This is a genomic window from Pseudomonas sp. Pseusp15, from assembly GCF_059492165.1.
In genome coordinates this window covers 3,302,665-3,317,020 of the sequence record NZ_CP168523.1, presented here as the reverse complement: position 1 = coordinate 3,317,020, position 14,356 = coordinate 3,302,665, and the positions used below count along the sequence as shown (strand labels likewise).

The 14,356-nt window shown below is 48.1% G+C and carries 14 protein-coding genes; all 14 read left to right on the top strand.

Annotated elements, in window-relative coordinates; all coding sequences use genetic code 11:
* Positions 1-186: 186 nt before the first annotated feature.
* The 14 genes from ACEN8R_RS14990 to ACEN8R_RS14925 all read left to right on the top strand — a co-directional run bounded on the left by ACEN8R_RS14990 (position 187) and on the right by ACEN8R_RS14925 (position 14,350).
* Complete coding sequence (locus ACEN8R_RS14990; RefSeq protein ID WP_258613390.1) at positions 187-1,467, top strand: oligosaccharide flippase family protein; 1,281 nt, start codon at positions 187-189, stop codon at positions 1,465-1,467.
* On the top strand, positions 1,467-2,648 hold the full coding sequence (locus ACEN8R_RS14985; RefSeq protein WP_258613391.1) for a polysaccharide pyruvyl transferase family protein: 1,182 nt from the start codon (positions 1,467-1,469) through the stop codon (positions 2,646-2,648). Before ACEN8R_RS14990 ends, ACEN8R_RS14985 begins: the two co-directional genes overlap by 1 nt.
* 99 nt (positions 2,649-2,747) lie before the next feature.
* Entirely contained in the window at positions 2,748-3,881 is a 1,134-nt protein-coding gene (locus tag ACEN8R_RS14980) for a Coenzyme F420 hydrogenase/dehydrogenase, beta subunit C-terminal domain (protein WP_258613392.1), read from the top strand.
* 146 nt (positions 3,882-4,027) lie between these two features.
* Entirely contained in the window at positions 4,028-5,209 is a 1,182-nt protein-coding gene (locus ACEN8R_RS14975) for an O-antigen ligase family protein (RefSeq protein ID WP_258613393.1), read from the top strand.
* Positions 5,202-6,185: a glycosyltransferase family 2 protein gene (locus ACEN8R_RS14970; protein ID WP_258613394.1), complete on the top strand. Its 984-nt coding sequence runs from the start codon at positions 5,202-5,204 to the stop codon at positions 6,183-6,185. Before ACEN8R_RS14975 ends, ACEN8R_RS14970 begins: the two co-directional genes overlap by 8 nt.
* A 3-nt stretch (positions 6,186-6,188) precedes the next feature.
* On the top strand, positions 6,189-7,289 hold the full coding sequence (locus ACEN8R_RS14965) for a glycoside hydrolase family 99-like domain-containing protein (RefSeq protein ID WP_495624171.1): 1,101 nt from the start codon (positions 6,189-6,191) through the stop codon (positions 7,287-7,289).
* A gap of 36 nt (positions 7,290-7,325) precedes the next feature.
* Positions 7,326-8,456, top strand: a complete 1,131-nt coding sequence (locus ACEN8R_RS14960) for a DUF1972 domain-containing protein (RefSeq protein WP_258613396.1) — start codon at positions 7,326-7,328, stop codon at positions 8,454-8,456.
* Positions 8,453-9,520, top strand: coding sequence for a dTDP-glucose 4,6-dehydratase (rfbB, locus tag ACEN8R_RS14955; RefSeq protein ID WP_064616869.1), 1,068 nt, complete (start codon positions 8,453-8,455; stop codon positions 9,518-9,520). The genes ACEN8R_RS14960 and rfbB overlap by 4 nt, the downstream gene beginning before the upstream one ends.
* A 44-nt stretch (positions 9,521-9,564) precedes the next feature.
* Positions 9,565-10,443: a glucose-1-phosphate thymidylyltransferase RfbA gene (gene rfbA, locus ACEN8R_RS14950; RefSeq protein WP_064616870.1), complete on the top strand. Its 879-nt coding sequence runs from the start codon at positions 9,565-9,567 to the stop codon at positions 10,441-10,443.
* Entirely contained in the window at positions 10,440-10,979 is a 540-nt protein-coding gene (rfbC, locus tag ACEN8R_RS14945; protein ID WP_064616871.1) for a dTDP-4-dehydrorhamnose 3,5-epimerase, read from the top strand. Before rfbA ends, rfbC begins: the two co-directional genes overlap by 4 nt.
* A gap of 431 nt (positions 10,980-11,410) precedes the next feature.
* On the top strand, positions 11,411-11,713 hold the full coding sequence (locus tag ACEN8R_RS14940; RefSeq protein ID WP_258613397.1) for a hypothetical protein: 303 nt from the start codon (positions 11,411-11,413) through the stop codon (positions 11,711-11,713).
* An 86-nt stretch (positions 11,714-11,799) separates the two neighbouring features.
* Positions 11,800-12,912 (top strand): polysaccharide biosynthesis/export family protein, encoded by a 1,113-nt coding sequence (locus ACEN8R_RS14935; protein ID WP_258613398.1) that lies wholly within the window; start codon positions 11,800-11,802, stop codon positions 12,910-12,912.
* Between the two features lie 14 nt (positions 12,913-12,926).
* Entirely contained in the window at positions 12,927-13,586 is a 660-nt protein-coding gene (locus ACEN8R_RS14930) for a YjbF family lipoprotein (protein ID WP_428635541.1), read from the top strand.
* Positions 13,583-14,350 carry a capsule biosynthesis GfcC family protein gene (locus tag ACEN8R_RS14925; protein ID WP_495624170.1) on the top strand — a complete coding sequence of 256 codons (768 nt, stop codon included), beginning with the start codon at positions 13,583-13,585 and terminating at the stop codon, positions 14,348-14,350. The genes ACEN8R_RS14930 and ACEN8R_RS14925 overlap by 4 nt, the downstream gene beginning before the upstream one ends.
* Positions 14,351-14,356: the final 6 nt, after the last annotated feature.

The window sequence follows — 14,356 nt, the reverse complement described above, 5'->3', positions numbered from 1 at the left end:
TTCTTGGGTTCTATCGTTTACTGCTGCTCCGGATCATCAGCCAATAGGCATGATCAATCCGATATTTCATGGAAACATCACGTCCTGAGGAATAAGACGAAAAATCCTGGGGCGGTAGCGTGCCCGCGCTCTCTAGAGAGCTTGTAAAGGCCAAAGGGTTTGTCAGTGATTCGAAAAATATTTTTCATGGGTGTTACCGTATTTGTTCGATTGTTAACTAACGTCGCGCTATTCGTTTTTATGGCGCGTTATTGGAATGTATCTGAGTTTGGTGAATTCATATACATATATACAGCCGCAACGATAGCATGTTTGATTGTGGATTTTGGGTTCACTCAAAGTATCTTGCGTGATATAGGGATTAACAAGGGTCAAGAAGGGCGGATACTTGCTGATGTTATAAATGCTAAGTTGGCGTTGTCACTGGTATTGCTCCTTGTTTCAGCGCTAACGGTAATGTGCTTGAAGCTTCATATGTACCAGGTGATTTTGTTTTTTATTGTTTTAGCTTCATGTGTTATGACCTCGTTTTCCGAATCTATGAATGCGGTGTATAGGGGTATTAATAAGTACCATTACGAAGCTGCAATTACACTGATCAGCAATTGTGTGTATTTTTCTGTGCTCATAATGATTTTGATTGTGGGAGGGAGGGCGGAAAGTGTTGCATTGGGTATGCTCTTTTGCAAAGTAGTACAGCTTGCTTTGTCTTGTACTATCTATAAATTTATAGACTACCAGCAGATGATTCGGGGCAGTCTGAGAAAGACCATAAGCGATATAAAAAGAAATACGGCTTTTGGAATAGACGCGTTTTTAACTAACTTGGTGACCAGTGTTGATACTCTGATTGTGGGGTATTTGCTAGGGCACAACGCAGTGGGTATATATCAGGCAGGAATGCGCCTATTACAAGGTGCAAATACGGGGGCGCAAGTCCTGTCTAATGTTTATCTCCCGAGTCTTTCAAGGCATAACGCTGATGACGACAAGTTAAAAGCTCTGATAGTCCGGCTGTATTTTAAGATGCAGTTGTTAGGCGGTCTAGGAGCGGTGCTGTTCATATATGGCTCGGCATTAATGACGCGCGTAATCTACGGAGAAAAATACGTAGAGCTAGTAAGCTTACTTCCTCTTGTAGGTGTTTTGCTGATGCAGAGATATTTGGCGGCAGCACACGGGATAGTCTTATCTAGCTTGGGGCATCAAAGTTATCGGGCTTTTTATAATGTTTTAAGCATGCTCATTTTTTTAGCGTTATCTGTATTGGTTGCGCCATATTTGGGGATAAAGGGAATTGTAGTTTCTCTTCTGGTTTCTATTTTGGTGCTGCACATGCTTTATGTTTTTAGGCTGGTTAGCAGTAACGTACCATTGGGGCTGTCGAAACAAAACATAGCACTAACCATCGGATTCTATATGCTTATAGCTATCTTTTTTATTAACTACTTTGAAAGAATTGCGTAATGAAAAAAATTGGACTTTTATGGCATAATTATCCCTCTGAAAATTTAGGCGTGGGAGCTTTAAGTTACAGTCATTTTTGTTTGATTGAAGAGGCCCTTAAAGACCTTAATTTAGATGTCGGTTACCACGTCATTGGAATGATGCCGTCGACGGATAATGAATTTCAAAAAGCTACGGCACGCAAAGTAAGTTATTCTCAATTTTCTATAAGGCAAATAGCTAAAAATCCGTTAAAGCTACTTGAGATAAAGAAGGCGATATCTGAATGCTTTATTGTATTTGATTTGAGTGAGGGTGATAGTTTTACGGATATATACGGTTTTAAAAGGTTTCTTCAGCAGGCATTGAGTAAGGCGCTGGTGATTAATTGCGGTAAAGAACTTGTGCTTAGCCCCCAAACTATTGGGCCCTTTAACAAGGGGTATGGAAAGGTTGTATCAAATTTCATTCTAAAGAAAGCAAGTGCGGTGTTTGCTCGAGATGAGCAGTCCTATCGTTATCTAGTAGAAAATGGACATCAGCGGAACTCAAGTGTAGTAACCGACCTGGCTTTTGCACTACCGTATAACCGTGAAAATGTTCAAAAAGTAAAAGAAAATATAGATGTAGGGATCAATATTTCCGGATTGCTAATGAATGGAGGGTACAACGGGGAGAATCAATTCGGATTAACGATTAACTATCCGAGTTTGATTGAGAGTATTATTGAGGAGTTTTCGAAGGATGGCAATGTTAGAGTGCACTTGGTCTCGCATGTTATAACTGATAGATATGCAATTGAAGATGATTATCGCGCTAGCTTGAGTGTTAAGAGTAAGTTTCCGGAATGTGTATTGGCGCCTAAGTTTTCTTCACCTGTAGAGGCGAAAAGTTATATTTCGAATTTGGACTTTTTTACCGGTGCGCGTATGCATGCAACAATTGCGGCCTTTTCTAGTGGGGTGCCCGTAGTTCCGGTGGCATACAGTCGTAAGTTTAGCGGGTTATATGGGACATTAGGGTACAAAAATTTAGTAGATGGCCAATCTGATACAACTCAAGCCGCTATTGATACAATTTTAGAAGGTTACGCTGATAGAGCAAATCTTGCCAAAGAAATAAACAAAAGTAATGTCTCGGCGCAAACTAAGCTCGGTGTATATAAAACTTTCCTTAAAAGAAAATTTGAGAGCTATGAATAAATGAGCTCGAATATCATTAAGTTGGTAGAGAAAAACAATCTATGTACTGGGTGCGGGCTGTGTGAGAGTATCGCGGGTGCCAGTAATATTAAGGTTGCAATGAATGATGAAGGATACTTAAGGCCAACAATTTATAACGATCTGAAGCTGTCGGATTCAATGGTTATAAAAGATGTTTGTCCAGGATTGAATGTTAGTCACGCTACTGCTAGTAAAGATCATCACCCATTGTGGGGTGTTGTCGATACAATTTCTATTGGTGCTGCGTCAGATAGCGAGGTTCGTCTAAAAGGGTCATCTGGTGGAGTCTTGAGTGCACTCCAAATATATCTACTAGAGGAAAAAATAGTAGATTACGTCGTGAATACTTGTGTGGGTGATGAGAATCCGTTCGATACACAAGTTAATATAGCAAAAAATAGAGCGGAAATATTAAGTGCTACTGGTTCTAGATACTCGCCCTCGGCTCCTTTAAATACTATTGTTAGTTTGTTGGACAGGCCGGGAACCTTTGCTTTCGTCGGCAAGCCTTGTGATGTGGCAGCTTTGAGAAGATTGGCAAAGCACGACAAGCGAGTAAACGACAAAATTAAATATATGCTGTCGTTTATGTGCGCCGGTGTTCCCAGTAAAAAAGGTACTCTTAAAATTGTTAAAGATTTAGGAGTAGAGGAGTCTGAAGTTAAAGACTTTAGATACAGAGGCGATGGTTGGCCGGGTTCTGCTACAGTCACACTCAAGGACGATACCACAAGATCTATGTCCTATGAGGAGTCATGGAGATATGTTCTTAGTCCGAGAGTACAATGGCGTTGTAAGTTATGTCCCGATGGTACAGGTGAATTTTCAGATATTACAGGCGCTGATGCCTGGCATGTTGCGGAGGATGGATCGCCTGATTTCTCAGAGAGGGATGGTCAGAGCTTTATTATTTCTAGAAATAAAGCAGGGCAAAATCTCTTAGAACAATGTATTAAAAGTGGATATATAAACGTTTCCAGCGAAGTGGATTGTTCTAGAGTAGAAAAAGTTCAGTTTCACCAAGCATATAGAAAGAAAACATTGTTGCTTAGGTTCTTGGCTCTAAGGCTGATTGGCTTAGCCGTTCCAAGATATAATACAAGCCTTCTGTTGAGGGCAACTATGCTCGCTACGCCCGTGTCTTTATTAAGATCATTTGCAGGTACAGTAAAGCGTGGGCTCAAGATGAGAGAAAATAGGAAGAATGTCTGAGTATGTTATATAGACTATACTTGGCATACCTCACGTTGTTCACTTTGTGGCCAACGTATGCGGGTCTTAAAGTTTCGGGTCTACCTATACTTAATATTCAGAGGGTGTACGCCTTACTGTTAATAGTGTTGACGGTATTTTCAATATTGGCTTCGCCAAAAAATATGACGATCGCGTATAGAAGTTTTCGCGAAAGCTCCCGTTCGGTAGTTCTTGTAAGTTTGTTTTTTTTGTGGCGTTTAATATCATCTGTTTTTTCGGAAGATCCTATATATTCAGTTTTTATTGCTGCTTTAGATGTTCTCTTGCAGTATTCTTTTTTTGTAATAACCATTTTGTTGGTGACAAGTAAGCAGAGGGTAATTGAAGCGCTTAGGTTTGTGTTATATGGTGCGGTCATAGTCTCTGTGATTGGAGTTGTTGAGTCTTTAATTAAAGCTAATATGTTTTATAGCTTAGTTCCTAGAAGCGCAATGGAAACGGGGTATGTTGCATCGGCGTTAACGGAAAAAATTAGAGGGACTTACCGGGCCCAGGCTGGTTTTTTGCATCCGTTAGTATTGGCTGAGTACTTGATATTAACTATTCCAATAGCAATTTTGTTTTTAAAAATAAAAGTCGGCAGGCATATAAAGCTTGCTTCTGTCACAGTTTTGTTGCTTGGGATGTATACCCTGATTTCTACTGGGTCGAGAGCGGGAGTTCTTGTTTTTGTACTTCAGCTTGGGCTTATGTTTCTGTTTAAATTGATCCGCGATCTAAAAAATCAACGAAAGATAATGCCGGTTGTTAGATCGTTTGTCATGATTGCTGTTTTATTTGCTGGTGTTCCGGTCGCATATAATTTTGCGAGTCTTGCACTTGAAGGGCAAAGTAATTCTGAATCAATGAGTACTCAAGCGAGAATTGATCAGTTTAATCTTGGGTTGGATACATTTGAGAAGCATCCACTGGTAGGATGGGGGCCTGGGTTGGCTGTGGATCATGTTGCAAGTTCAAATGTCACAACGGGTGAAAAGTCAGTTGATAACTACTATCTAACAATTGCAGCTGATTCCGGATTGCCTGCGTTTATATTTTTTGTTTGTATGGTGGTGGCTTATTATCGGAAGGCAAGAAAGCTTACTGCTAAGTTGGAGTCGCCGTATAATAGTGTGTCGGACGGTCTTTCAATATCATTGTTTGGTTTTTTAATATTTTGTGCTGTATTAAGCACCTTTGAGGTGTTTACGTTGGCATATGTATATTTTGCGCTTCTAACTAAACTTGAAGTCTTTCAAAAAACAAAGGTTCATAATTTTTTTAGTAAGGGGCGACGAGATGGCTAATTCAAGTGGTTCTGTGACTATTCTGCTTTCAACATATAACGGTGAGAAGTATTTAAGAGAGCAGATAGATTCTATTGTTCAACAACGATACCAAGATTGGGTGTTGCTTGTAAGGGATGATGGTTCTTCTGATAGCACGCTTGAAATTGTGAAATCTTATTCGGCGAAAGATGCACGGGTGCAGATAATTGCTGATGGTTATGGAAATCAAGGCCCTGCCGGGTCATTTATTAAGCTTTTGGCTTGTGTTGAAACAGAATATTTTATGTTTTGCGATCAAGATGATGTTTGGTTGCCGAATAAGGTTTGTGACAGCATAAAAATTCTTAAGTCCTATGATGGACCACATTTGGTATTTACTGATCTAAAGGTCGTGGACGAGCGTTTGAGGGAGATATCAAGCTCGTTTATGGACAAAAGTAGATTTGATCCTATAAAAGGAGTCAATTTCTCAAAGCTATTAATTCAGAACGTTGTTGTTGGGTGCACGATTGCGGCGAATAAAAAACTACTTGAAGAAAGTAAACTATCCGCATCTGCTGCACCGAATAACATAATGATGCATGACTGGTGGTTGGCGTTGGTTGCATCTAGTTTAGGTAAAATCACTTATTTAGATAAGCCTACTATTCTTTATCGCCAGCATGGAGGTAATTGTCTAGGTGCCAAAGACTCCGGTTTTCGGCATTATCTAAGACTTTTATATAATCAAAAGCCTTGGTTGAAAGCTCAAAAATATCTAAATAGAGTTGTGTTGCAGGCTGCTAGTTTTAATGAATGTTACGGTTGGAGAGTAACACCTTCTCAACAAAAATTGTTATCTTTAACTGTTGAATTGAGAAGTGGTTCAGTTGTTTTAGGTTTATCGAGATGTTTTTTCTCTGGTATTAGTATGCATAAACTAGATCGAAATGTAGCTCTGCTATTGTCCTTTGTTTTCGGAAGGTTGGAAGACCGGAAAACTGTGGAGAGTTAGCCTGTGAAAAGCTTTGGTGTAAGGGTTGTTAGTTTTTTTGCGAAACAGTTTTTTCGCGCTGTCGTGATATTTTTTATTTTGCTCAACAGTTGCTTTGGTGAAGATGTTACCAGTATTGGCGTGTATTATTTTCCAGGTTGGAAGCAAGAGGCTCCATTGATCAAGCGTCCGCCATGGGATTTAATAAAAAGGTTCCCCGATAAAGAACCATTGCTTGGCTGGTATAAGGATGGATCGAAAGATGTCACTTCTAAGCAATTAAGGTGGATGAAAGACAATCACATTGATTTCGTAGTATATGACTGGTATTGGGTCCCGAAATATGGGGTGACTCTAAATCATGCTATTGATTCATTTATAGAACACAGTAAAACAACAGATATTGATTTTGCTATCTTATGGGCAAACCACACTGATACACCATCAAGTTTAAGACAGTTTGATGAGGTTGTTGCATATTGGTTGAAAAAATATTTTGTCAATAGTAATTATAAAAAAATCAATGGTGAGCCGGTCGTAGTAATTTTTTCACCAGAGTCTCTTGAAAAACATGCGGAGCAATTTGGAGAGACTACCAAAAGCTTGTTGGCCAGAGCTCGCCAACAAGCAAGAAATGAAGGCTTTAAGGGTATATATTTTATATCCAATACGGCGCCGATCGATAACGTTGTTAAAAAAATACTACCTGATGCAACTTATGATGCGCTAACTGCTTATAACTACCAATCTGCTCCTTCGTTAAGGCAGCATTTATATAAGCAATCTCGCTCTTATGCTGAGTTGTCTGATGCTTATCAGGAAAATTGGAGTTGGATGATTAACAATTCGCCACTGCCGTACCTTGTGCCAGCTACTTCCGGGTGGGATCGAAGACCGTGGGGGGGGAGTACTGATCCTTTACACGATAGTTCTATCAGTACGCCAGAAGAATTTGATCGTCATATGCATGAAGCTATAACTACTGCTCGCTCCAATAAAGAGAAAACTCACAATACTGTGATTATATGTTGTTGGAATGAGTATGGTGAGGGTTCGTATATAGAGCCAACGAAAAAATATCGGTTTAGATATTTGGATGCGATAAAAAGAAATTTTTTAAAATGAAGGTTTGTTGTTTATATCGATAATTTGGGGGGGTGTATGGGGGGTAATAAAAAAATTCATATATTGGGCATACGAGGTATTCCAGCCCAGCATGGTGGATTCGAAACCTTCGCAGAGAAACTCGCACTTTACTTAACGAATAACGGTTGGAAGGTCGTCGTTTATTGCCAGGAAGAAGGCACTGGTGGGATCTCCACTACCGAATGGCGTGGCGTTAAACGAGTACATATCCCGTCCGCCAATACGGGGGTCGTTGGAACCATGATCTTCGACTGGAAAGCCACTATTCACGCATTGGGCCAAGATGGTCTTTTTTTGACCCTCGGTTACAACACAGCTGTCTTCAATATTCTTCAGCGCATGAAGGGTCAAACTAATGTCATCAATATGGATGGCATCGAATGGAAGCGCGAAAAGTGGGGTTTGATTGCCAAAACCTGGTTCTGGCTAAACGAGCGAGCAGGTTGCTGGATCGGCAACCACCTGGTGGCCGACCACCCGAAAATCAAGGATCACCTGGCCACCCGGGTCAAGGATTCGAAGATCACCATGATCCCTTATGGCGGGGACCGGGTGAACGAAGCAGACCCGACCGCCCTGGCTGATTATGGCCTGGAGCCCCATGGTTTCTCGGTGGTTATCGCCCGGCCGGAGCCGGAGAACTCCTTTCTGCAGGTCGTCAAGGCTTTCAGCAGCAAGCGCCGTAACCATAAGTTGGTGGTGCTGGGCAACTTCACGCCAGAGAAGAACGAGTACCACAAGCGGGTGATGGACGCGGCCGGCAAGGAAGTGATCTTCCCCGGTGCCATCTATGAGGCGGCGGTGGTTCGGGCGCTGCGGTTTTTCAGCCGCTTTTACATTCATGGCCATCAAGTAGGAGGCACCAACCCTTCGCTGGTGGAGGCATTGGGCGCCGGCTGCTCGGTGATTGCCCATAACAACCATTTCAACCGTTGGGTCGCCGGTGATGCGGCGGTGTACTTCGATGACGAGCACGACTGCGCCAAGTTGTTCGAGAAGTACCTGCGCGATGACCACAGCCATTTGATCGCGGCGATGAAGGCTGAAAGCACCCGCCGCTTCAACGAAAAATTCACTTGGGAAAACATCCTTTCCCAGTACGAAAAATTACTGATCCAGTGGTATCCCAAGGAGTACAGCAAGTGACCCAACGTATTATCGTCACCGGCGGTGCTGGTTTTATCGGCTCCGCCGTCGTTCGCCATCTGATCGACAACACCGATGTGAGCGTGCTCAATATCGACAAGCTCACCTACGCCGGCAATACCGAGTCCCTGGCGTCGGTGGCGGGTAGCCCCCGGTATGAATTCCAGCAGGTGGATATCTGCGACACAGCGGCGCTGCACGAGCTGTTCGCGCGTTTCCAGCCCGATGCGGTAATGCACCTGGCGGCCGAATCCCATGTGGACCGTTCCATCGACAGCCCATCGGATTTCATCCAGACCAACATCGTCGGCACCTACAGCATGCTGGAGGCCAGCCGCCGCTACTGGTCAGGGTTGGCGGCGGAGCAGAAACAGGGCTTTCGCTTCCACCATATCTCCACCGATGAAGTTTATGGCGACCTGGAAGGCACCGACGATCTGTTCACCGAGACTACGCCCTACGAGCCGAGCTCGCCGTACTCGGCGTCCAAGGCCGGCTCCGACCATCTGGTGCGCGCCTGGCACCGCACGTATGGCCTGCCGGTGCTGGTCACCAACTGCTCGAACAACTACGGGCCCTTCCACTTCCCCGAGAAGTTGATCCCTCATGTGATTCTCAATGCCATCCACGGCAAGCCGTTGCCGGTATATGGCGATGGCTCGCAGATCCGCGACTGGCTGTTTGTTGAAGACCATGCTCGAGCGCTGGTCGAAGTGGTGTCGCGCGGTATCGTGGGCGAAACCTACAACATCGGCGGACACAACGAGAAGCGCAACCTGCAAGTGGTGGAAACCATCTGTGAGCTGCTCGATGAGTTGCGCCCCCGCGATGAAGGGCAGGGCTCTTACAAGGAGTTGATCACCTTCGTCACCGACCGCCCTGGGCATGATCGTCGTTACGCCATCGATGCAGGCAAGATTGAGCGTGAACTTGGTTGGCGACCACAGGAAACCTTTGAAAGCGGTATACGCAAAACGGTTCAGTGGTATCTGGATAATCAAGATTGGTGGCAACGGATACTCAACGGCCAATACCGGTCCGAGCGTCTTGGCCACGTTGGCTGAAACATTCAAAACTTGCCTCTATTTAACTTCGAAGGGAATCCCCTATGAAAGGTATCATTCTGGCGGGAGGCTCCGGCACCCGCTTGCATCCCATTACCCGTGGTGTGTCCAAACAGCTGCTGCCGGTCTACGACAAGCCGATGATTTATTATCCGCTGTCGGTATTAATGCTGGCGGGCATTCGCGAGATATTGATTATTTCCACGCCCCAGGACTTGCCCAACTTCCAGAACTTGCTGGGTGATGGTTCTTCTTTCGGCATTGAACTCAGTTATGCAGAACAGCCTTCTCCTGATGGCCTGGCGCAGGCCTTTCTGATCGGCGAGGAGTTCATCGGCGACAGCAATGTGGCGCTGATTCTGGGCGACAACATTTTCTACGGTTATGGCTTCAGCGCCTTGTTGCGCGAAGCGTCACAACGACAGACCGGTGCCACTGTTTTTGGATATCGAGTCAGCGACCCGGATCGTTTTGGCGTTGTCGAGTTCGACGAGAGCGGCAAGGCGATCTCGATCGAAGAGAAGCCTGCGCATCCGAAGTCCGACCATGCTGTCACCGGTTTGTATTTCTACGACAAAGACGTGGTGAGCATCGCCAAGCAAGTCAAGCCTTCGGTACGCGGTGAGCTTGAAATCACCGACGTGAACAATGCTTATCTACAACGCGGGGATCTGCACGTCAGTGTGCTGGGGCGTGGTTTTGCCTGGCTGGACACCGGGACCCATGATTCGTTGATGGAGGCCGGGCATTTCGTCCAGACCATCGAAGCGCGGCAGGGCTTGAAGGTGGCCTGCCTTGAAGAGGTGGCCTATCACCAGGGTTGGTTGTCGGCTGCGGAACTGGATAAACAAGCCACCGCGTTACACAAAACCGGTTACGGACAATACCTGGCGCGCGTACTAACGACGGAGCCTTCGAAATGAATGTCATCAACACCCGATTGCCCGGCGTACTGATTATCGAGCCCAAGGTGTTTGGCGATGCCCGTGGGTTCTTTCTCGAGAGTTATCACGAACAGCGTTATCGCGACGCCGGCATCGAGTTGCCTTTCGTCCAAGACAATCACTCACGCTCGCAGTATGGCGTATTGCGCGGTTTGCACTTCCAGCGGACCCGGCCCCAGGGCAAGTTGGTGCGGGTTACCCAAGGTGCGGTGTACGACGTGGTGGTGGACATCAATCCCGAATCGGCCACTTGCGGTGAACATGTAGGGGTCAAGTTGACCGCCGACAACCATCTGCAGCTATGGGTGCCGCCGGGTTATGCCCACGGCTTCTGCGTGCTCAGCGATACCGCCGATTTTCAATACAAATGCACCGATCTGTATTTCCCCGAGGATGAGGGTGGGCTGCTCTGGAATGATCCGGAGCTGGGCATTACCTGGCCCGTTGAATCGCCTCAACTCTCGGAAAAAGACTTGCGCAACCCACGCTTGCGCGCGGTGTTGAACGGGGAATGACGGGTTAATATTGGTCTATAGTTAACATTAACTATTTATGACCTGATGTTATTTAGCCTTGAATGTTCAGTCACAATAGAACCTAGCGGGACAGGATACCGGGAAAATCCTGACTAATAATAACAATAGGCGTGAAGGGGGAGTGACTTTTGCTCGGGAGTTTGTGCCGAAAATGCCTTCTCATGTAGCAAACATCTTGGAAAATTGCCTTTTTCCGTCAATAAGTCCTGCTCGGTGCAAGCGCTTTTGTCCATGATGTGACGAGGTTTGGCGTATGGCATGCACTCTCTATAAATGACATTCTCCAAAGGAGGCAATGTGCATGAACTGTCTCGTTCAATTGACGGGTGTCAGTTCATTCACCTGCTGTTCCATTCCCGGTCCCTTAGTCTCAAATCTAATGCAGAGTTGATGTCGAGAAGGAGTCTGATATGAAGAAACTACTTACGGCCGGCTTGCTGGCTGTCATGAGCACTGCAGCGTTGGCGGCGGATGAGCCGGCGAGCAAAACGGCGAGCAAAACGGCGAGCGAAGCAGTGAGCGAAGAGGTGAGCGAGCCATTGTCCTTGAGTACCCCGCTGGTTGGGGGAGTGACGGTCGCAGAAACCGTGGTGATCGGCGCGGCCATTATCGGCGCTGCGGCGGCCGCTTCAAACTCTGGAGGCAGTTCCAATGGCGGTACCTCTGGAACAGGTGGCACAACCGGTACTAGTGGTACGACGGGTACCAACTAAACCCCGCGAAGTATGTTGTTCAAGATCACTCAGAACTTTCTGGGTGATCTTGTTTTAGATTTGCCCTCGACTAGCGTAGTGCCCTTATGATCCGTAGATTATCTGTTGTTATGCTGGCAAGTATCAGCTTGCACGGCTGTATGTTTTCGCCTGGTCAACATATGGACACCAGTCAAATGGTCAGTGACGGCTCTCCGGAAAGTAGCCGGGTAGAGCTTGTTCCCATCACGCCTAAATTGATTGCCATGGATGCGGCCACGCAAGTTCGCGAACCCGTTCCCCCAGCGTTGTTGTCCTACGTTCCAGGCGGTTATCGCGTGGGTGCCAACGACCTGCTATTTATCACGGTCTGGGATCACCCCGAGTTGACGGCGCCTTCGGGGCCGCAACAGCAAATCGATGCCAACGGGCGTCTGGTGCGTCCGGACGGTACGTTGTTTTATCCCTATATCGGTAATATCCCGGCCGCCGGTAAAACCATCGAAGAGTTGCGGGCCTTTATTGCCGAGCGCTTGTCGCAATTTGTCGAAAGCCCCCAAGTCGACGTCAGCGTATTGCGCTTCGCCAGCCAGACCGTGGTGATTTCCGGTGCGGTGCTCAAAGCTGGGCAGCAGCCAATCACTACCACGCCGCTGAGCGTGGTGGAGGCCGTTGGCGCGGCCGGTGTGGACCCCTCGAACGCAGACCTGTCAGGCCTGACGCTGACCCGGGACGGGCGCGAATACAAGCTCGATCTGGACACCCTCAATCGCCAGGATTCACAGCTGCAAGGTGTTTACCTCAAGGGCGGCGACCGGCTGTACCTGCCCTATAACGACCAAAAGCGGATCTATGTCATGGGTGAGGTCAACGCGCCTCGCGCGCTGAGCTTCAAAGGCAAATCGATCAACCTGACCGATGCGCTGGGCACAGTGGGGGGCTTGAACCAGACCACCTCCAACGGTAATGCGGTGTACGTGATTCGCGGCGCCGACCATCTGGAAACTGAACCGGCCAAGGTGTTCCAGCTCGACGCCGAATCCCCGTCGGCCCTGGTACTGGCCACCCGTTTCGACTTGCAACCGCAAGACATCGTCTATGTCGGCCCGGCCGGCGTGACGCGCTGGAACCGTCTGATCAGCCAGCTTCTGCCTACGGCCACTATCCTGGGGACCGGTGCCAGCTCACTTAACGATCTCAGCGAAGCCAACAGCAGATAAGGCTCAATCCCGCCGTGAAAACTTTGCCTACCTGCGCCGGCCTGACGATGGCGCTCTTGTTGTGCGGGTGTAACCCGTTGATGAAGGCCTCCTGGGACACCCTTGAAACATCTGTCGCGGGGCCTGCCTCCATCAATTTGACCCGTGCTCAGGTCGACGCTGTGCCATATCCGCAGATCCTGGTCACCACCCCCTCCAGTGAGGGCGTGATGGCCATGGCTCGTCGGCGGGGCGACCTGCAGTTCTGGGTCGCTTCCGGCAAGCAAGTGCTGCTGATGCGCGACGGCCTGGTGGTGCGCACTGTCGGGCTGGGCGCTTCCCTGGATGGTACTCGTTTCAATGATGAGTCGCCCTTCAAGCGCGGCCTTCAGCATTTGCCTGACGGCTATACCAGCACGCGCTGGATCGACATCTATAACGGCAACCGCATTGGTATCGCGGTCAACAGCCGTTTCAGTCCTCACGGTATCGAGACCATCAGCATTCTGGACAAGGATTACGCCTTGCTACGTATCGACGAGCAGGTGGATGCACCCACCCTGAATTTCCGCGCCACCAACCGCTACTGGGTCGACCCCCAGGACGGTTTCATCCTGCGCAGCGAGCAGCATCTGACGCCGCAACTGTTTCTGAAAATCGTGCAGGTGCGCCGTGATCGGGGAGCTGCCCGGTGAAGTGTTCAAACCTTTTTTTGCTTGGCCTGCTGTTGATCGGCCCGGGCGTGGGCCAAGCGGCCGTCACGGTCAGCGGTGATGTGCGCAGCCCTGGCCAATTCGAAATCAAGCCCGGTGCGCGCTTGCTGGATGTCATTCGTAACGCCCAACCCAATGCCGAAAGTTACTGGCTGGGCGCGGCGTGGCTGCACCGTTCATTAGTGGACAAGCAGACGCGCTTGAAGGCAGGTGTTTTGTTCGATCTGAAACTGCTGCAACGGGGGGCCTTGCTCGATGGCAAAAACACGCGAGCAGAATTGAGCGCGCGCCTATATGAGCAGGTCGCGCAACTGCCGGTCACCGGACGTCAGGTCGCGGTGCTCGATCCGATCGCTGTGGAAACGGGGTTCGCCCGTAACGCGCTGCTGGATGATGGCGACCATCTGATTTACCCCCAGCGGCCGTCCACCGTGGAAGTTTTCGGGGCGGTCGCGCAGCCTTGCCAGGTGCCTTACCGAGCCCTGCAGGAAGTGCGTGCCTATGCCCGTGACTGCGCCATTCTTGGCGACGCCGAGGGCGACTATCTGTGGCTGATCCAGCCTGACGGCCAGGTTCGGCGCGTGGGCGTGGCGGCATGGAATCGTGAGGACGGCATCATTGTGGCGCCCGGCAGCAAGATCCTGGTGCCGATCAGGAGCGACGATCTCGAGACGCCGACCCCTGAGCTCAATCAACAACTGGCCGAGTTTCTCGCCACTCAACCGCTGGCTGAGGTGGCCCCTTGAAGTGCC